The sequence below is a fragment of the Gilvimarinus sp. DA14 genome (genome assembly GCF_024204685.1).
In the GTDB taxonomy this organism is placed as follows: Bacteria; Pseudomonadota; Gammaproteobacteria; order Pseudomonadales; family Cellvibrionaceae; genus Gilvimarinus.
Genome location: NZ_CP100350.1, coordinates 241,063 through 262,073, shown reverse-complemented (window position 1 = coordinate 262,073; position 21,011 = coordinate 241,063). Strand labels below are relative to the sequence as shown.

Below are 21,011 nucleotides of genomic sequence, written 5' to 3'. Positions count from 1 at the left end.
GAGCAAACGCGAGCTGTCGCCTCTTATTATGGATTTCCCCTATCACGTCTCTGGCACGGACAATTAATTGCGGGGCTTGCATGTTTGGGTCGGTGTTTACGGTCGATGGTTTCGGCCAATGGTTACGGCAAGGCGTAAACGCGAAAATTTCGGTAGCGAAACTGCGTCCACTTCATTTGCCGAAATCCCATCTTTCCCCCTGCCAGTGACGGGCCGGTGTCAACACCATCCACCATCGGCGTATCATCGGTGTAATCAATCACCTTGCGTTCATCCACATAGAGGCGGATACGACTGCCCTCCTTTACCAGGGTGATCTCGTGAGGGCGCGTGGATTCTGTGGGAATACCAAGCTCGCCTTTTTGCAGCAAGCTAAAGGTATTGTTCTTGCGTAAATTGGCGTGGCCGCGGCTTGGGTTGTGCGCGGCATTGGCGTAGTAAGATATGTGGTAACTTTTTATATCACCCTCGGTGTATTGGGTGAAGGTGCCATCTCTGAGAGCCAGGTCCGGGGAAAATATATCTTCACCATTCACGCCAGAAGCGGCAAAAAATACAATCACCAGGCCCGCTTCCAGATACAGGTTTTGCGCATCCCAGGTGGCAATAAAATTATCGGGAAACTCTTGTGGGCACCAAAAAACGTGATGACCTTGCTCGTCCGGGGACAGCATCGTCATCCAGCCCTGATCGAAATAAACTTCACCCGGGCCTTCCATTACCCAGTCAGAAACCGATTCGGCACTGGCAAAGTCCGCGCGGTAAAGCAAGGGGCCAGGCTCGGGTAGAGTATCCGTTTGCACCTGTTGCGGGGGTACGGTTGCGCAGCCCGCAACCCAAAGCAAGCTTAAGGCGAGTATTAGCAAACACAGCCCTTGGGGCGCGGCAAAGGTTTTATGACTCACACCCATGCACTACTCCAAATGAAACACTTTATTTAAAGGCGTGGTGACCGGGCTGTTGTCGGCGTGGGTGTCCATAATGTCCGCCATATGCCGCCACCATTTCTGCATAATCTGAGTCTGTGGCAGATCATCCATGGTGTGATTATCTTCGCGCTTAAGCACGCCAAATAACTGCAGGGTTTCTGGGTGCAGAAAAATGGAGTAGTCCGACACCCCGGCATCCCGAAGTTCTTTCTCAAGCTCTGGCCAGATTTCTTCGTGACGTTTTTGGTATTCCTGTTCGAACCCGGGCTTAAGCTGCATAACAAACGCAATCTTTTCCATTACTCACACTCCGAATGGATGGACTTGGCGGTTTTGTGAATTTGATAAAGCAGCCCCGCCCTACTTTTAAAAAAATAAGGCGGGGTAAACAGCAATTAGATGTAGTAGTTCATGTATTCCACCAGCAGCAGAATTGCCATGGACTGACCATAGGGCATGGAGGTTAGCGGAATATCCCGGTATCCCTGCAGGTCGTCGAATACCGGGGTGCCGAAAGAAACCTGTTGCAACTCGCCATCGGCGCTGATGTTATCCAGCACCGCTTTAACCGCCTTAATGCCTACTTCTTCGTATTTTTTATCCAGGTAACCTTTGCGAATACCTTTGAGAATACCGTAGGCAAAACCGGCAGCGGCCGAGGCTTCCAGGTATGAGTCGGGGTCATCCAGCAGTGTGTGCCACAGGCCATCGGCATGTTGAGTTTGTTGCAGCGCTTTAACCTGCGCTTCCAACGTTTCCTCCAGGAACATACGCAAGCCATCGGTTTCGGGTAAATCCAACAGCTCGATAAACTCGGGAATGGCGATGGTGACCCAGCTATTACCGCGCGCCCACAATGCATCGGCGAAGTTGTGGTTGCCATCGAAGGTCCAGCCGTGAAACCACAAGCCGGTTTTGCGATCGGACAAATATTTAATGTGGAGCATAAACTGACGTTTGGCTTCTTCCACATAGTGCGGGCGATCCAGCACCAAGCCGATTTTGGCGAGCGGCATAACGCTCATCATCAGGGTGTCGTCCCAGATCTGCTGGTAGTTCTCTGAGTTGTAGACAATATGCTGCAGACCATTTTCGGCGGTGCGGGGCATATCGCGCATCACCCACTCTGACCACACATCCAGATAAGGCAAGTAGGAACGGTCGCCGTCACGCTCATACATATAAGCCAGCGTCAGAAAAGGCGAATAAGTGTTTACGTTTTTGGTGGTGGTGCCTTCTTTAAAACGATCACTAAACCAGTCTTCAATAATTTGTCGGGGCTTATCATCACCGGTGATGTCCCAGTATTTCATCAAGCCATACAAGCCGATGCCGTGGGTCCACTCCCACCCGGCCCAGCCTTTGGTATCAATTACCCGGCCGTCTTCCAGCTTAAGCAAAAACTCGCCGGTTTCGTCTTTAATGTTAACCAGATTATCGATCAGCTTATCAATGCTGTTGCGGACGCTGGTGTATTCAATGTTATGAGCAACCGTAGGCATACTTGTTACAACCTCTAGAGTATTAAATGAGTTAAAAACCGGTCCGGCGTTTACAACGCATTACCAATCAACGCTAAATTTTGAATTGCGGCCAAGCCCCACTGGGAGCTGTCATTGGTGGACAACCAGGGAGCCTCGACTACCGGGTTGAGCACCTGTGGGCCTTTTACATCGAGAATGGCCTGATGATCACCCGTCCACTGCAGGGCGAATTCCTGCGGCAGGCGGAACTCTTTCCAGGCGCGCTTGGCCAGAGCCGAATCTTTATTCTGCGCGGCGGCGTAGGCCGTCAGGCGCGAGTGCGGGGCTTCCAAATGAGTGCCAAAGGCTTTGCCCACTGCGGCGATCTTTTCCTTATCGCTGGCATTGTACAAGCGACAATAGCGCAGCCAGGCGGCTTTGTACTCGGGTACATCCAGCAGCTGAATTAGCTCGGCATTAATCTCTACCAGGCCAAATACCGCACTTAGGTGCGATACCTGGGCCTCGCCATCCGCCGGTGCAAACAACTTTTTGGTGGTTGGATCGAACCCGTAGGTGCCAGCAAAAAAACCATCGGCATTGCCGCCAATAGTGCGCATGGCCCCGATCAGTCGTTGGCGGTACTGGTCATCGCCGGTGCGCTCCCAGGCCGTCAGCCAGTTTGACGCCACCGACCCCCAGTCGGTGCCCACTTGCATCCGCTCGGGCCCCGGCACCGGCTCGCGGTTGGCAAGCTTACGGGTGGGGTCGACGCGGGTCAGTGCTTCGCCAGCGTCAATCACTTCGTTGAGTACATCGCCGGTGCGATCGTCACCGGTGAGATAATAATGAAAACGGCGATAGGCCGCCGTACTGATGCGCAGCTGTTTGGCACTGCAACCCCAGTGCTGCACATTGTGACGGGTGCCCAGGCCTTTAAAACGGCCCAGGTGGTAAATATCCACATCCCGGTTATGGCGGGTCATGGCTTCGGCCAGGCGGAAAGTTGCGGCATCGCCACTGCGCAAAAAGGAATACCACAGCCACAAATCCGGCGAGAGCTCGGAGTTATCCCAAGCGTAGCCGCCAATGTCGTAACGCCACACGTGGCGGTCAACATCGTAGGTGTGCATGACATCGCCGTAATCCCAAAAGCCATACCAGTGGCGCTGATCCACTTGCTGGCGGTAGTAATCCACCTGCCAGGCGAGACGATCTTCAATCTGTTTTTTCTTCGGCGAGGAACGATCTGGCAGACTCCACAGGCCGCCAAACACGCCGGTTTTAAGAATATCTTCGGGCGCCGCCATCACCTGCCCGGGGGTGTTAATTTCGCGGGCCCAGTTGACGCTGGTGGTGCGCGAGGGTGTAGCGCCCATCACACACAGGACAAAATCCGTGGTGCGCGCTACGCCGTAGGCCGTACCAAAACCCGGCTCGTAATCCTCATAGGTAATGCGCAGCGCATCCAATTGCTGCTCGTAGGTTTCCTGCCCCAGGCCGTCGTGATAAAAACGCACGTCCATGGGCGGCGCCTCGGGCGACCAAAACCATAAGGTGGCTTCGGCTTCTTCCTGCCCTGCATTGCGAATATCAATTTGTACCGGGTGCAATTGCCAGAAGTCGCGCATACCGAACAACACACCCCCGGAGGCGCCACCTACATAGGCGGTGCCCGCCGCGCGCTGGCCCTGGTCGGCATTGATCCAGGCGTGGCCGGCTTTGGTGCGCTTTTTAATCGCAAAGCCATTGGCGCTAAGCTGGGATAGGGTGAAGTCGTTCCAGACCGGAACCCATTTCAATCTGCTGCTGACATCGCTTGGCCACTCGCTTAAAGGCGGCGTTTTACGGCCCGCAATCTGGGCGTCGCGCACAGCTTTGCCCGGGTCGCGGCGCAGGCCGGTAATACCCTGGGGCGATTCGGCCCACAGGCCGTCATTTTCGCCCACAAAACGCACATGACGATCGTAGAGTTCATCGCGCTGCACGACATCAAAGCGCAACCCCAGACCGCGAATAAAATCTTTTTGGTCATCGCCATCAAACACAAAGCTGTGGCTGATTCGCACCGACTCGGCGCCACTGTATAAGTAAAGGCGCAGGGTGAAGGGTAGCCACTGCTTACCCTTGTCAATTTGGTGAACGCCCTCAATTTTAACCACCGCGCGCACCGGCCCCTCTTGCTCGACCGAAACCGACTGGGTTTGGGATTGAAACGCAAAGACCTGGGCGACGGCGTCCGGCTCAACTTGGTCCTGTACCAATCCCACCAGACGTGCGTTTTTACTTATCGTGCGGCCGTCGCGTGACAGAGTGCTGATAAGATGCTCGCCGCTGGTGGGGACAGAAATTGTCACCACACCGGTATCCACCGTGATTGAGTCAGCGGAGGTGGTCACTCGAACCGGCAGATTCGGGGCGGGCCCACGCTCCTTTTTTACCTGAAACTGATCTCCGAGTGAGATTCCCGCCGGAACCGCGTGCGCGGTCCACTTGATGCTGCCATCGGGCCAATAGGCGGTTGGCCAGCTCTGCAGGGGCACCTTATCCCCTGATGCGTTAACCAAACTCAAAGGCTGCTCGCGCGTGAGAGCCCCCTGCGGCCAGGGGTGCCCCCAGGTTGTACCGGCCTTAACCGCCGGCTCTTTGCCCTCTAGCCAGCTCAGGTGCCCGGACTGGCGCGCCTGGGTGGCCTGCGCCGGTGAGCTGCTCGCACAACCACTGTTGAGCGCCGGGAGCGCAAGGGGAAGAGAAGCGGCCACGCCCCCCTTTTTGAGAAATTCACGTCGATTCATCCAGCATCATTCCCGCACGGTTTTATCGTTATCAGACAGCGACAAGGCTGTAATTTACCGATAAAAACTAGCATGTTCGACACATAATGACAACTATTGATTTGTTTTGTTTTTATATGATTGATTTAAGACTGTTATCAATCACCAAAAGAGCTACCCCACACCACCCGTGCCGGCGCCATCGAGCAGCCTCCCGGCCCCGTGAATAAACACACCGCTGAGCCGAATTGGGGCGCAAAACCGCTGACGGGAGGAGAAAATGTGCCTGAAGCCTTCCACGGCCCGCCCCCGCTAAAAAGCATCACGAGAGAGGCCGATTAAGGCCGCTAAACACCGGTCCTGTTAGCGGCGCTGAAAGTGAACCACATGGGTGTTTTGAATGGCCGCTTCCTTCAACTGGTCGGCGCGAACGTTATTCAGGGTGACGTCTTTTACCGGCAGGGCTTGCTGGCCATTTATCTTGCACAGGTAGCGCGCTTGCTCAATGCGAATATTCTCCAGGGTGATTCCCTCGATGGGCGTCAGGCGGCGCTCGTAGGTGGGCACCAAATCCCGCCACTGATAGAGCACATCCGTGGCAATACTGAGCGCCCCACCCTCCAGGGCAACGGCGGTCACGTCCCGCACGGTAATATTGCGCACAAAACCACCGCGACGCTCGTTGGTTTTGATAAATACCAGGTTGCCGGTACCGGCGTACTCGGTGCCGTCGTCAAACTGGCAGTGCTCGACCAGGATATTTTCAACGCCCCCAGACAGCTCGCTGCCCACGGCCAGCAGCTGATGCGCCTGCTTGATTCGGCAGTGGCGCATAACGATATTTTTGGCGGGTCGGTTGAGTCGCCAGGCGTCCTGGTTGCGCCCCGACTTAACCGCGATGGCGTCATCCCCCTGATCAAAGGTGCAATTCTCAATCAGCATATTTTGCGTCATTTCCGGGTCTACGCCGTCGTTATTGTGACCGTGGGCGTGCACACTCACACCGCGAATCACAACATCCTTACTGAGAAACGGGTGCAGCACCCAAAAGGGGGAATTCTCTATCGAGATGCCCTCCACCAGAACATGACGGCAGCGGTTAAACTGCACAAAATGAGGACGCAGGTTGGCCCCCTCATACGCCATTTGACGCTCTTGCACCGGTACGCTCTTGGCGGCCATATGGTACAGCTCGGCCAGAGCATCCATGTGCGGCTTGGGACGGCCGTACCACACCTCCCACACATCCAGCCGGGCCTTGAGCATGCCCTTGCCGGTAATGGCAATATTGTCGCAACCATAGGCATAAATAAGGGGCGAGTAGTTATAGCACTCCATTCCCTCCCAAGTAGTCTTTACCGCTGGCAGGTAATCGGCCGGGTCCTCAGAAAACAGCAGAACAGCGCCCTCTTCCAAGTGCAGATTAACGTGACTTTGCAGGTGGATTTTACCGGTCAGCCACTCGCCCCGAGGAATAACCACCGTGCCGCCGCCGTTTTCGGAGGCCAGCGCGATGGTGCGGTGAATGGCTTTACCATTGGCCACCTTGTCATCCGGCCTGGCACCGAAGTCGGTAATACGGTAGGACGGACGGCCGGAGAAGTCGGGAATCCGCAGGGTCGGCATGGCAAATGGTGCCGACACGTTAACCTCCTCCATGGGCATGGCTTGTTTTTTCACCAGGGCGGTCGACGTGCAACCGGCCAGCGCAGCCATTGACAGGGCGCCGTGCAAAAAAGCGCGGCGATTAACGGCAACGGGGGGAAGGGGCTTATCGCTCATGGCATATACCTCGTGCTGTGGGCAGGCGGCCCCTGGGGCCGCAAGATCAGGGTTTACGACGGCAGCACAACTGCCTTCCACCCATAGGGGGCAACAGTAACGCTTGAGCCCTGCAAAGCCTCGCCACTGGAAGCATCGCGGGCGCCGCTGGGCAGGTCCAAGCGACCACCCTGGCCATCCATGTTGACGGCGATCCACAAACGGCGCCCCTGTTGATCCACTCGCGGCGCCACCACCGTGCCGGCGCTCACCTCAAACGGCGGGCGCAATTGCAGCTCGCGGGCGTAGCGCTGAATCAGCTCACGCAAAAATTGCTCGCCGGTCTCGCCAGTGGGGTGAGCAGACAGCAGTACGACCTTGCCCTTACCCAGTCGGCGCTCGGTGAGAAACGCCGTGCCCGGCGCCAGCTCGGTTTCCAAAGTGCCCAGCACTCGGGTGTCGGCGTGGTCCGCCTTTAGCGCCGCGCACCAACCGGTGAAATCCAGCGTCTTGCCGCCGGCCTTACCCTGTATGCCAGTACCGGTCAGCGGGAAAACATACTCGGCGCTCACACCGGCCACATCATCCAGCAGCCCCAGACCGGAATCGGTGGGAATACTGTGCTCGCGGCCACGCATACCCGTGCCCGGCCCGGCCAGCCAGATCCCACCGGCTTTGACAAATTCAATTACCCGCTGCAGAAACTCTTCACTGACATAGGGCATGGCCGGGGTGATCAAAAACTTCAATCCATCAAGGGCGGCACCTTCAAACCGGACTTCACGGTGGTACCCCAGCTCGAAGACTTTTTTGTGCCACAGTTGCACCACACCCTGATACTTATCGGGGAAATTTTCGTCTTTATCCATGGGCTCGGTTTCAATCATCGCCCGGGCGTGGTCGGACCAGGTGACGGCAATTTCCGGCACCAGCGGTTGGCTGTTTACCAGCAGCGGCTCCAGCTTTTGTCGCATCTGCTCAACTTTTTCAACCTGGGAGTAACCAATAGACGGCTTATACCAACTGCTGAGCACCGCGCTGTGGGGAATTTCGGCCCCGGTACGCTGCTGACGCCAGAGCCAGTAACAAAACCCCTCGCCGCCCATGGCATACACCAGCGAGGCCTCGGCCGCGAGAAAACCTTCGGGATGCATCGGGCTGTGATTTCCCAACCAGCCGTTATGCGCGACGCTGGTTTCCATCAGCCAAAAGGGGCGCCCCGGTTTAGCGGCGCGATACATATCGCTGCGAAACACCAGCGCATCCCACTGTTCGCTGGAGGGGTAAGCGTCGTAGGAGGCAAAGTCCAAATTTTCAAACAAACGCTCGTGATTCACCGAGAACGCCGGATTGGTATTGTGGGTAATCGGCGCCTTAGAGTACTGGCGAATAATCTCGCACTGCTGATCCGAGAACTCAGCGATACGCTCCCGGTTAAACATTCGATACGCGGTACTTAGGGAAGCATTGTGCAAAAACGGCGTTTTGAAAGGCGCAGGCACCTGCTCAAACGAATTGTAGTAGGTGCTCCAAATGTGGGTGCCCCACTCTTTGTTCAGTCGCTCAATGGTGCCAAAGCGCTCTTTCAACCAGCGATGCCAAGAAGCCACAGCCGCGGGACTAAAATCTTCCGCCACATGACATTTGAGTTCGTTATCAATTTGCCACCCCACCAGCGCCGGATGATCTCCCAAGTCCTGCGCAATGGCCTTAATAATTCGGAAACTGGCTTCGCGCACGGCGGGGTGTTCGTAGCTCACATGTTGGCGCGCGCCGTGAATCAAGCGCTCGCCATCGGCGTTAACAAACAAGCGATCCGGGTGGCCGTAAGTCAACCAGCGCGGCGGCGTGGGCGTGGGCGTACAGAACACCACTGAGATACCGGCGTCATGGAACTTATCCATCACGTCGCGAAAAAAACGAGTGGAAATTTTTCCCTCTTGCGGCTCCATGCTTGACCAGGCGAACTCCCCGATGCGAATCAGGTTAATGCCCAACTTTTTCATCTCGACGATGTCGCGGTCAACATCTTCTTTTGGCCACAGCTCCGGGTAATAGCAAACGCCGTGCACCAAACGATTCATCTGGTATGGGGTCGCAGGCTGAGCGCCGCGCGTCGACTTACTGCCGGCGTAAACATAAGGGGCGGATGCCGCCATTCCCGTCGCCGAGGCCATCAGTTTCATAGCGCTTCGTCTCGATAGCTGCATGTTCTTCTACTCCCACTGATTATTTTTTGTGATGGTAACGTCCTGATCCAAGGGCCCGTGCGGACAAAACCGGGGACTACAACTCCAAGATTCTTGGTAAAAACAAAGTCACCTCAGGCACTAAAGCGATCAGCAGCAAAACCAAGATGATCACGCCATAAAACGGCATCAGAGACGGTAATATTTTTTCCACTTTTTCATTGGCGACACTGGCGCCCACGTACAAGCCACTGCCCACCGGCGGAGTAATCGTGCCTATGCACAGGTTGTAAACCATCAAAATGCCGAAGTGCACCGGGTCTACACCAATCTTTAAGGCAATGGGCAAAAGGATTGGGGTGAAAATTAAAATAGCCGGGCCAATGTCCATAAAGGTGCCGATCAACAACAGGAAAAGCGTTATCACCAACAACACAATAATGGGATTATCCGACAGGCCGAGAATCATGCCGCTGATCAATTCCGGCAGACCGGTAATGGCCATGGCAAAAGACATTACCGACGAGGTGCCCAAAAGGAACATAATAATGCCGGACATCACCAGCGTTTGCGCCAGCACATCGCGCAAGCCCGCCATGGATACCGAGCGATACACCACCATGGTAAGAAAGGCGGTGTAAACCACAGCCACTGCCGAGGCTTCAATCGCGGTAAACACGCCCGCGATAATGCCCACCACGACTACAATAATCAGCAGTAAGCTCGGCAGGGCCTCAAGAGTCACCCGAAGCGCCGTGCCTTTTTCCACCAGTCGCTCCGAGCGATAACCCCGGCGCCGCGCAATAAAATAAGTCACCAGCATGCATCCACCACCCCAGAGCACACCGGCAATCAAACCGCCGGCAAACAGCGCCGCAATTGAAGTGCCGCCGCTGGCGAGCGCATACAAAATAAATGCCGTGGTGGGAGGAATAAGCATGCCCGTAGGCGCCGAAGCGATATTGACCGCCGCCGCAAAAGAGTTTTTGTAACCCTCTTTTTTGCTCATGGGCACCATCACGCCACCGATAGAGGTAGAGGCCGCAATGGCCGAACCGGATATCGCACCAAACATCATATTGCCAGCAATATTGGTATGGGAGAGCGAGCCCGGAATCTGCCCACTAAAAAGCTTGGCAAAATTCACCAAGCGAATTGCGATACCACCGGTGTTCATCATCACGCCGGATAAAATAAAAAACGGAACCGCCAACAGGGAAAAGCTATCCAGACTCGAAAATATTTTTTGCGCCGTGGTAAACAGGGCGATTTCCAAAGGTAACACCAAGGCAATAGTGATCACCGATGACACGGCGATACAAATACCAATGGGAATGCCCAACACCAGCAACAAAGCGAAAGACGCTATTAAAACAAAAGCGGCATCAAGCATTGTTAGCCTCCTCGTCGGGATCCATCTCACCGGTAAACAACTGAATACAATTGAGCAGGCTGTACAGCGCTAACACGGCCCCGGCGATGGGCAAAGCCAAATAGACATAGCCCATGGGCAGGCCCAAGGAGGGGGAAATCTGGTTCATGGTGATGCTGCTGGCGTGATAGCCGCCTTGCACAAGGATAAAAACAGCAAAGGCTAAAAACGCCAGCTCAATCAAGATTTGCCAGTAACGTTGCGCCTTCTCCGAGGCCTTATCGGAAAACAAGGTAAACCTGACGTGTTTGCGCAAGCCCACCACGTAGGCAATTGTCAGCATGGACACCCACACCAGAGAAAAACGCAGAAACTCTTCAGAGTAAGTACTGGGAACCCCCAGTAAATAACGACTGATAATTTGCCAGCAGGTCATGGCGACCATGGCCAGCAACCAGATGCTGCACACCGCCACAATAATTCGGTCCAGCGTCTTGCGAACGCGATTAATCATAGATTACTCCGATCCACTCCCAGATAATTGCACCGATCCGAGTCAGCACTCAATCGCCCAATGCCCGAACATCGCGGTAAAGCTCGTACTGTTCGGGGTAAGGTTTCAGCCCCTCGTAAATGGGCTGCACCGCTTCAACGAAGGGCTTTAAATCAACCTCATAAAAAGTCACCCCGAATTCATCGACCGCAAGTTGGCGAGTCGCTTCAATCGATTCACTCCAGGCCTGCTTTTGAAATTCGATGGATTCTTCCATGGCCTCGTAAACGGCGGCCACCTGATCATCGGTTAACTTTTCCAAGGTTTTGTTGCTGATCAACACCACATCGGGGATACGGGTGTGCATGGTGTAAGTGTAGTGCTTGGCAATTTCCGCGTGCCGTGCAATCGTCAGCGCAAACTCGTTATTCTCGGCGCCGTCCAAAATGCCCTGCTGCATGGCGGTGTAGACTTCCGCCTGCCCCATCGCCACCGGGGTCGCGCCCAACAGACGCATCATTTCAATCGCCGCTTCACTTTGCATAACCCGCAGTTTGCGGCCTGCTAAATCCTCCACCGAACGCACAGGCCTATCCTTTACGTAAACGCTGCGCGAACCGGAATCGTAATAACCCATGCCCACAAAACCATTGTGCTGCGTCGACGCATAAATCGGCGCCATAATTTCGGCGCTATCCATAACGCGATAGAAATGCTCGGTATTATCAAAAAGAAATGGCATGGAAAAGACGCCGTAAACTGGCGAAAAACTTTCCATAAGACCGGCAGATACTTTGGTGATATCCACCGCACCCACCTGCAACAGCTCGACTAATTCGCGTTCACCGCCCAGCTGACTGTCGGGAAAAAATTTGACCTTCACGGCGCCGTCAGTCTTCTGCTCAACCCGCTCACCCAGCAGCTGCAAAGCGTCAATCACAGGCTGACTGTTCTGAGCGTAAGCGACAAAAAGTGTCGTGCCCCGGCTGGAGCTTGAGGCCACCGCAAAGTAAACAATGAATGCCACTGTCGCCGCGATGGCGGCGCATGAGCAAAACACTTTTAGAGCATGGGGCTGCTTTGGGTTAGCCCTCATTATTATTCTCCTACCATTTAGCCTGTGATCACCTATAAGTGACTCGGCATCATTACTTATTATTTATCACGTTACGTCATTTGCAATCATAACCAGGCAATTGTAACCCACGAAATGTTCAATTGAAATATAAAAAGGCGTGCTTTATTGGAAATGCGACTAAATGCCGGACGGACAAAACGTCACCCGGATAACGTGGGAAATCGACAGCAAAAAACTAATCCTCAATCCCCCATAAAAAAGGCCAGGCTTGCGCCTGGCCTTTTACTAACGGGTTTTATTTAAACTAACCCGGTACTTAGGGTGCGCAAGCAATCCGTTGTGGCGCACTGTCTGTGGTCAAGGCATCGATAAACAGATAGTCGACGTTACCCAAACCACCACCGGAGCCGGCGCGCAGTTTGATGTCCGTCTCACCCGGCTCGAGCTCGACGTCAACGTGGGTTTCCATCCAAACATCCCAACCACTGGTGCTTTCCATATCGATTGTCGCTGCACCGATCTGGCTGTTGATATCGACAAGAGCGAAACGGTTATCTCCGGCACCATTCGCATAGCGAAGCAAGAAGCGATAAGTGCCAGCCTCCTGGATATTGACTTTATAGGAAATAAATTCCCCTTCAGCATTATCCGTGTTGGAGAAACCATCACCTTCAAAGCCTGCCCAGTTGCTCTCAATCGCACCATTTGAAATCTCGCAATAACCATCTTCATTTTCGTTAATGGTTACGCTCGTGGTAGTCGGATTAGCTTCGTACACAATTTCGCCCAGAGCTTCGCCGGTAATAATATCGCCGTTCGCCATAGTAACGCGCATCATGTACCAGTAAGTCTGCCCTTCTACCAGGCCGTCGTACTCGGCGTAAACGCCGCGCGGCTCAAGCTCTTCAGAGGCAACCACCATAGCACCTTGGTCCGACGCTTCAGTATTGCGCAGCAGCTCGATCTGACTCATTTCGCCCTGGAAGTTCTCGAGATTCCAGTCGATACGAATACCGCCGTCTTCCAGACGAGTAATCAGATTTGTTTCAGGCGCGGGCAATTCAAACAGCACTTCGCCTTCCGGGTCGGTATTGATCACGGTGTTGTCGGCCAGCAGTACTTCAAAGGAGTACCAATAGGTTTCCCCTTCAACAAAGCCGTCATTACCACCTGTGTCACGCAAACGACCGTCACGAGCGCGCACATCTTCACGCACCAGAGTTCGGCCACTCATCGAGGCGCTGGTATTGCGATACAGATCAACATTGACGATATCCTGACCAAAATTCCAAAGGTTCCAGGTTACGTTAATGGTGCCTAGCAAAGGATCCAGCTCAGCAGACAGGTTGGTTACATTGCTCGCAAGGCCGTTACCAAACGGACCGACAATTTCCGTGTTACCCACCTGCTTGAACATATACCAGTAACCTTGCCCCTCAGGGAAACCACCTTCAGGCCCTACGTCCTCAAAGCAACCGTCATAGATCACAGCTGGATCGCTAATCGGATAAATCCGCGTGCGACCACCCGCCTGATTCTGATCATTGCGGTAGAGTTCATTGTAGGTAGCGCCCGGCTCGACATTCTCAAGGTTCCAACAAACATTCAGAACGCCGTTTTCATAGGTCGCATTGAGGTTGGTTTTAGGCACAACCAAATTTTCACCAAACACTGGATCGGCAACAATGGAATCACCAGCAGCTGTTACCAGCTCAACCCAGTAATAGTATTTTTGCCCTTCTTCGGTACCTGCATCGCTCCAGGTTCTCGCCTTACCATTCACCTGCGCATAGGAGGACGTTGGTTTTTCGGGAACCATGCCTTCCTCGTCGGTGGGTGCGCGATAAATATAAACATCGCTCAGGTTAAGACTGGTCGCCCAGGTTAAATCCACGTAGTTATCCATACTTGCCACCGCAACCCGGGGGATAAGCGTAGACGTCATACGCGCCTCGTAAGCGCCATCAAGCCCGGCAATATCGGCTTCAACCCAATAGTAATAGGTCACATCCGGAACGGCTGTCTCGTCGACAAAAGACGTTTGACCACCTTCCAGCATGCCCACTTCTGTCGCCGCTGAGCGATCATTGACCGTCGCGCGGAAGATAGTGGCCGAGCCAAGTGCGGCATCCCCTGGGAAAACTTTGACCAGAATATTGTCGTTATTACCCTGAACAGTAACCCCAGTTGCCGCCTGGCCTGCGACGGCCTGCGTTTTAAATTGGGGCAACTCCTTGATCACATGGTCATACAACTCCATGTCCGACCCCATATAAAAGCTCGGGTGTGGCGGCTGGTTGTAACCCACGTTCTGCCAGGCAATAGCCGTTCGATATTGGCGGTCATGCATCAGCGTCGGCAGACGAATATCCGTCGGAATGTTGCTTGAGTAGATCATCAAACGGGTGCTGGATTCGTTGGCGAGAACAACCTCTTCGCGCCAGTCCCCCAGAATATCCGCCGATAATGCCGGTGTGGCCTTGGTGCCATTATTCGAAACGGCCAGCCCGTTAGAGAAAGTGCCCGCGTTAAACAAAGGTTCTTTCTCTACCAGCAGAGACTCCGAATTCCACTTGGTAATTTCGGTGCCGTCCAGCATTTCACGGTTAAGATCGCCGTCCCACCAAACCATAAAGTTCATGGCCGGCTTGTTTTCGGAAATAATTGAACCGTCAGCGGCCATCAAACCACCGCGAGAACCCCAGCTTTCCATACCTGGATAGTTCGGGTCGATATCGCCAGTCACACCACGACCAACATCGTCACCCTCGCCATTACTCGGCTGGGAAATCAAGATTTCGCCGGTGGCAGCATCGTGCACTTCGACACCAAAGTTACCTTCGTCGGTGATATATGCTCCTGAACTTTCGTGCACCATAAAAATTTCCAAGCCATCATTGCCTGGAATAATATCGGTCACATGAAGAGCATCCCCATGACCTAATCCCGTGCTGTAAAGCACAGAGCCGTCGTTATCCAAGGTGGCGGCACCAAAGATGATTTCATCTGCGCCGTCACTGTCAACATCGGCAACGCTCAGGCTGTGAGCACCCTGCCCTGCAAGGCTCGCACCGGTATCGTTATTCGAATCGTAAACCCAGTTCTGAGTTAGGTTATTGCCATCGAAGTTATAGGTGGCCACCACCGCGCGGGTGTAGTAACCACGAGATATTACCAGGCTTGGAGTTTTACCGTCCAAATACGCAACGCCCGCCAAAAAGCGGTCGACACGGTTGCCGTAATCATCACCCCAAATTGCGTTGATATCGTCGCCGCGCGGCGGAATGTAATCAACGGTGCTTAAAGCTTCGCCGGTTGCACCTTCGAACATGGTTAAAAACTCGGGGCCGTCCAGCACATAGCCGCCATCGTTGCGATAGTCGGCATCGGCATCACCAATAACCGTGCCGCGCCCGTCAACGGTACCGTCGGCGGTTTTCATGGCAACTTCCGCGCGGCCATCCTGGTTAAAGTCGTAAGCGATAAATTGCGTGTAGTGAGCGCCAGCACGAATATTGTGGCCCAGATTGATACGCCACAAAAGCTCCCCTTCCAGGGTGTAGGCATCAATCAATACGTCGCCGGTTTTGCCGCCTTGGGAATTATCCTTAGCATTGTCCGGCTCCCATTTAAGGATTAGCTCGTACTGACCGTCACCGGTCAGGTCGGCTGCAGACGCGTCATTGGCGATATAACTGTATTCAACCCCGTCGACAAAACCGTTAGCAGGTTTATTGAGAGGAATACTGAGATAGGATTTTTCCTGAACCTGCACAACATCGGAAGAATCTTTTTCTTCGCCATCCACGGTCGCGACCACTTGATAGCTATCGCCGGCCTGGCCGTTGATATCTTCCAGGAAGGTTGGCTCACCGGGGCGCACCGTTCTGAAAAACTCATCGTTCTTATAAACTTCAAAGCGAATTCGCTGCTCATCAAGCCCTGACCAACGCCAACTAAGCACATTGCCGCCATCTTCGGCAGGCAGCACCACCAGCCCTCGATCCAAGTATTCGACATTGGAGCTGCCAGTGGTATCGCGCTCAACGTCCTCCGGAGGAGGAGCCTCATAGGGTTCGGCCGGGGTGTAATCGTCACTACCACAGGCGGCGAGCATGGCGGTTAGTGCCAGTGGCACAAACCGAGCTGCCGAGGTGTAACGTTTGCCTTTGAAATACCTTCCGTCTTTTCTCATTATGCTGTCTCCGAAAGTGATTCTAAGAAAGTAGTGATAGAGCTAAGTCTGAAAACTATGTGGCGATGAAACCGGGTTGTTCATATAAATGCTGAATAGCAACGGACCTAATCATTTATCGTTATTTTTACGCCAATAATCAACCAGCAACAATCACATTACATCAGGATTGGTCACGATTCTAGTGTTTTTTAGCGCCTCTTGCCAAGATTCTTCAGTAAATCCAGCCTGCGAGCATTGTGAGTACGCTCCTAGGGCGCGCGCGCACCGCAAGAATTAAAAATCCATCAACACTATTGCGGCCAGCCCTAACTGCCTACCCCCTCGCCACAAGCCGCTACAACTGGGGCACAGCCCTGAATTAAAGCGCACAACTATTAATGCTCTGCGTCTGCAGCAATAGAATGTGCGCGCAAACCAACAACACACAAACCTGTCGCAACACTGCAAACCAGCCCTTGTTTCCTTAAACTCTAAAGCTGTTACCAATCGTTACCGATCATCACACACCGTTACCCTGGTGACCTCACGTTCATATTTGGCTGTATTTTATTGAATTTGATTTTTTTTGGTTATAGTATGACCCCTGTTAGAAAAGTCACTATTCAATAAAATTTCCACTTACTAACAATAAGGGCGGGACTTCATAATGAATAATTACAATCAGTCTAATAACCTTGACTGCATCAACACACAGACCCCTGTGTTCAAGAAAAACTCTTTAGCCAAGCGGATCACTTCTATCCTGGCGGGCGCCACCATCGGCACCCTGGCCACGACTCATGCCTATGCGCAAGAAGAACAAAACCAACCTGAAGAGCAAAGCGACTCTTACAAGCTTGAAGAAATCATTGTCAGCGGTATTCGTCAAAGCTACACCAGCGCACTGGATCGCAAGCGCGAAGCCGGCACCATGATGGACTCCATTGTTGCCGAAGATATCAGTGAGTTCCCCGATAAAAATATCGGCGAAGCACTGCAACGTATATCAGGTATCCAACTCGAACGGGACATGGGCGAAGGTACCTCGGTAAGCGTTCGCGGCGTCGAATCAGGCCTGGTTCGGGTTGAGCTGAATGGCGTCTCGGCCATGGGCATGGGCGGTAGCCGCAGCGTTGACTTCCGCGATATGGCATCTGAGCTGGTTAAATCCATTGATGTGTATAAAGGCTCTGAAGCGCGAATCACCGAAGGTGGCGTGGGCGGCACCATTCAGATTAACACCCGCAAGCCCAATGAATTCGACGACCACTTTTTCTCAGTCAACGCTGAAGCCCAATACAACACCATGCTCGACGATGTGATGCCTAAATACAATTTAACAGGCGTCTATAAATTCACCGACAGATTGGGCGTTCTGGTTAACGTCACCGGATCAAAGGTCAACCCTACGCTGAACGGTTTGCGCAACACCAACTGGCAGAAGTATCACGACGTTGATATGGACCCCAACAAAACCTCAGTGGATCAACTCTACGCCGATTACTCCAGCAAGCAGGAATGTATGGACGCCGGGCTTGATGCGGCCGGGGAAACAGCTTGTTTGGAGCAGTGGTACGAGTATAGCCCCAGCACCCCACGTTACAGTATTTGGGGCCGTGAAGAAGACCGCCTGTCGGCCAACATAGAAGTGCAATACCAACTGACCGACAACTTTTCGTTCGATGTATCCTACACCTCAGGCACCCGGGATAAAGTGGCCACCGACCGCAACTTCCAAGTTGAGGTAGGCTCGGCTTTTGATTTGGAAAATGCCGTACTCGATGACAACAAAAACGTTGTCCAATTGACCACCAATGGGTTTAACGCTGCGGGCACACCCATTGGCGCCACAGTGAGAAACCGGACCCTCAACTTCGACTGGGATCAAGAGCGCGAAGTTATGCATGCGGGCTTTGATTACATCAATGATAACTGGGTTATCGATGGCTATATTGCCCGCTCGACAACTTTTGAAGACATTGATTCGCGCGACACTCAATCGGCGCAGAACAATGTCGGTGGTATTGTCGTGACCCAGGTTAACGAACTGCCGGAAATCGATTTTTCCGATGCCTATATCATTAACCAAAATGACGTCAACGACACCTTCGACAAGTTCCACATAAACGACGGCACCCAGTACACCTCACTGGATCGCTTCAAATACTCGCCCTTTCAGAACGATGCTGCGGAAAATGTCGCCAAGCTTGATGTTATCTACAACCCCGAGGACTCGATCTTTACCGCATACCGTACCGGTTTTATTCTCACCGACCAGGAGTTTTCCAACAACGCCTGGGGTTACAACCTGATGCAAACCGTGGGCAACCCTTATACCGTCGACGGCGAAACCCGAATCTGGACTCAGGATGACCACGAAGCGGTACTGGTTGAAAACCGCTTTGCTACAGACCAGTTCTTCCGCGACTATGATCTGGATGTAGACGTTATCGAAAGCTATATGGCCATCGATACCGACCCCTACCTCAACGCCCTGCTTGAGCGCAGCGGTTACAGCTCCGCCGAAGCGGCCCGTGGTAATTTGACACCGATTGACAGCCGTTACGATATTAACGTTGAGACTCAATCCGCCTATGTTCAGGCCGACTTTGAAACAGATATAGGCAGCATGGTTTTACGCGGTAACTTCGGTGTGCGTGTGGCGCGCACAGAAACCGCCTCGGAAGGTTTTTCGCGCATTCGCGTATTGGTAGAACAGACCGACGAAGACGGCAATCCAATTTACGGCCCTAACGGCGAAGATCTGGCAGGGGTTGAAGATCCGGACGACCCACGTGCCTTTGAAGGCCGCCAAACTGTTGAAGAAGACTTTGTTGATGTCTTGCCAAGCATTAACCTGACCTTGGAAATCATGGAGGGCTTGGAAGCTTATGTAGGCGCCGCCAAGGTAATGTCCCGCCCGAACATTAACGACCTTAACATCAATGCCGACTGTACCTTGCGCGACTACCCACTCGCGGTAGATCAGATGACCCCCAACACCTGTACCGCAGGTAACCCGGATCTGGACCCCTATCGCGCCACCCAGGGCGAGGTCGCACTGACCTGGTACCCGGATGAAAGCTCTATTATTTCGGGCGCCTATTTTATTAAGGATATCAGCAGCTATATCTTCGGCGCTGAAGTACAGCAAGATGTTGATTTCTTTAACGACGGTACCCTGTGGGATGTAACGCAACAGGTGAACAAGCAAGGCATTAAGACCAAGGGTGTTGAGCTGCAAGCGTCTACCTTCTTTGACTTTTTACCAGGGCTGTTAGCTAACACGGGTGCCAAAGCCAACTACACCTACATTACCGCCGATAACGTCAACGACTTTAACCCGCTGACCGGCGAGCGTATGCCTCTGCGTGGGCAGTCCGAAAACTCCTACAACCTTGAAGCTTTCTACGAGGATGATTCATGGAGCATCAAAGTCGCCTATAACTATCGCGATGAATTCTACTCGCGCGTGTTTGATGGCCTGCCGGTATTTGTCGACGCCAGCGGCTATATTGACGGTAAAATCGCCTACACCCTTAACGACAATCTGAAGTTCTACCTCGACGCTCGCAACCTGGGCAGAGAGGTAAAACTGGAAACTTCAGGCGTCGGTCGCACCAATGACCTCCAGTGGTCTGGCCGCGAATTCTCCCTGGGCTTTACCTACAGAATGTAAATCGCAAAGACTTAAAAGGCGTCGCAAGGCGCCTTCCACGAACAAAAAAAGCCCCGGCATGTGTACCGGGGCTTTTTTATCATCGCGCTACTATAGCGCTAAAAAATTAGTTTGAGAAACCCCTGCTTAATTGCTTAATTTTGATATTACGAAACTCTACGCCCTGCCCTTCAGACTGCAGCGCAATATAGCCCTCTTGCAACGGCTTTCCTTGCCGCCAAATTTTTGCGTCATAACCACTGACAACACCGCCGCCCATTTGAGGGGCGGTATATTCTAATACTTTATCGCCATTAACTTTATGCACCACCCGGGAGTCGCCATCGACAATAAGCTCTGCCTTAACCCATTCGCCCGGGGCATAGGTCGCCGAAGATGAGTTGATGCAATGACGTTCATCGAGCTTGCCGTTAAAAAACACATCGGTACCGGGTGAGCACATATTACCCGTGGGCCGGGGTTTGCCATCCCCCCTGTCTGCGAGCATTTGATACTCCACAGAGATTGGCCAATCCTGCTCTTTTAAAATGGTATCCGGGGCCTGGGAGTGGAACATTACCCCACTGTTTCTGTAGGCATAACCAGGTGCATCCTCAAGCCACTGCCCGGTGAAACGATACTCAAATTTAAGGTGATAGGCGGAAAAAGGTTCTTTATAAAAAAGATGACCAAACCGCTCGCCAAAACCTTCATAGCCATCGTAATTAACTTGAACAACACCATCGACAACTCTGAAGGTATTGGCGTAGTTATCGCCGAGCTCATGGTGGTGAATTTTGACCACCCAGCCATCCAGGTTTTTACCGTTAAACAGTGACCTCCAACCGTCATCTTCCGAAGGAGTCGTTTGGGAGCTGCAGGAAATGACACTCGCGCAACACAACAAACCCAACGAGAGATTACCCGCCCGTCGCGCCAGGCTTTTATTGATTATTCGCGGCATATAGCCTCCATTTTTGCGGCTTATGATTGGTTTTTAAATTCTCAAAACAAGATTTTCATCGATCCGCCATACGCCGGTTCGAGCGCGCCAAGCGACCGACAAAACATATAGGTTACAAATAAAAACCGGCCCAGAAGAGCCGGTTAGGCTAGA

The 21,011-nt window shown here is 53.1% G+C and carries 12 protein-coding genes; 1 reads left to right on the top strand and 11 read right to left on the bottom strand.

Annotated features, from left to right (window positions below; translation table 11 throughout):
* Positions 1-122: 122 nt before the first annotated feature.
* The 10 genes from NHM04_RS01090 to NHM04_RS01045 form a co-directional block, all read right to left on the bottom strand.
* Complete coding sequence (locus tag NHM04_RS01090; protein ID WP_254265215.1) at positions 123-905, bottom strand: DUF1961 family protein; 783 nt, start codon at positions 903-905, stop codon at positions 123-125.
* A 9-nt stretch (positions 906-914) separates the two neighbouring features.
* Complete coding sequence (gene rhaM / locus NHM04_RS01085; protein WP_254265214.1) at positions 915-1,229, bottom strand: L-rhamnose mutarotase; 315 nt, start codon at positions 1,227-1,229, stop codon at positions 915-917.
* Between the two features lie 95 nt (positions 1,230-1,324).
* Positions 1,325-2,431: a glycoside hydrolase family 105 protein gene (locus NHM04_RS01080; RefSeq protein ID WP_254265213.1), complete on the bottom strand. Its 1,107-nt coding sequence runs from the start codon at positions 2,429-2,431 to the stop codon at positions 1,325-1,327.
* Positions 2,432-2,481: 50 nt separating this feature from the next.
* On the bottom strand, positions 2,482-5,187 hold the full coding sequence (locus NHM04_RS01075; protein ID WP_254265212.1) for a Tat pathway signal sequence domain protein: 2,706 nt from the start codon (positions 5,185-5,187) through the stop codon (positions 2,482-2,484).
* Between the two features lie 342 nt (positions 5,188-5,529).
* Positions 5,530-6,948 (bottom strand): glycoside hydrolase family 28 protein, encoded by a 1,419-nt coding sequence (locus tag NHM04_RS01070; RefSeq protein ID WP_254265211.1) that lies wholly within the window; start codon positions 6,946-6,948, stop codon positions 5,530-5,532.
* Between the two features lie 53 nt (positions 6,949-7,001).
* The gene (locus NHM04_RS01065; protein ID WP_254265210.1) at positions 7,002-9,113 is read right to left on the bottom strand and encodes a beta-galactosidase; all 2,112 of its coding nucleotides are present in this window, start codon (positions 9,111-9,113) and stop codon (positions 7,002-7,004) included.
* A gap of 100 nt (positions 9,114-9,213) precedes the next feature.
* The gene (locus tag NHM04_RS01060) at positions 9,214-10,509 is read right to left on the bottom strand and encodes a TRAP transporter large permease (protein WP_254265209.1); all 1,296 of its coding nucleotides are present in this window, start codon (positions 10,507-10,509) and stop codon (positions 9,214-9,216) included.
* On the bottom strand, positions 10,502-11,002 hold the full coding sequence (locus NHM04_RS01055) for a TRAP transporter small permease (RefSeq protein ID WP_254265208.1): 501 nt from the start codon (positions 11,000-11,002) through the stop codon (positions 10,502-10,504). The genes NHM04_RS01060 and NHM04_RS01055 overlap by 8 nt, the downstream gene beginning before the upstream one ends.
* A 49-nt stretch (positions 11,003-11,051) precedes the next feature.
* Complete coding sequence (locus NHM04_RS01050; protein ID WP_254265207.1) at positions 11,052-12,077, bottom strand: TRAP transporter substrate-binding protein; 1,026 nt, start codon at positions 12,075-12,077, stop codon at positions 11,052-11,054.
* A 298-nt stretch (positions 12,078-12,375) separates the two neighbouring features.
* On the bottom strand, positions 12,376-16,254 hold the full coding sequence (locus NHM04_RS01045) for a carbohydrate-binding protein (protein ID WP_254265206.1): 3,879 nt from the start codon (positions 16,252-16,254) through the stop codon (positions 12,376-12,378).
* Between the two features lie 649 nt (positions 16,255-16,903).
* Between NHM04_RS01045 and NHM04_RS01040 the strand changes: the two genes are divergently transcribed.
* The gene (locus tag NHM04_RS01040) at positions 16,904-19,915 is read left to right on the top strand and encodes a TonB-dependent receptor (RefSeq protein WP_254265205.1); all 3,012 of its coding nucleotides are present in this window, start codon (positions 16,904-16,906) and stop codon (positions 19,913-19,915) included.
* A gap of 106 nt (positions 19,916-20,021) precedes the next feature.
* Here the strand turns inward: NHM04_RS01040 and NHM04_RS01035 are convergent, their stop codons facing one another.
* A complete protein-coding gene (locus NHM04_RS01035; RefSeq protein ID WP_254265204.1) occupies positions 20,022-20,858 on the bottom strand; it encodes a DUF1080 domain-containing protein in 837 nt (278 codons plus the stop codon).
* Between the last annotated feature and the right edge of the window lie 153 nt (positions 20,859-21,011).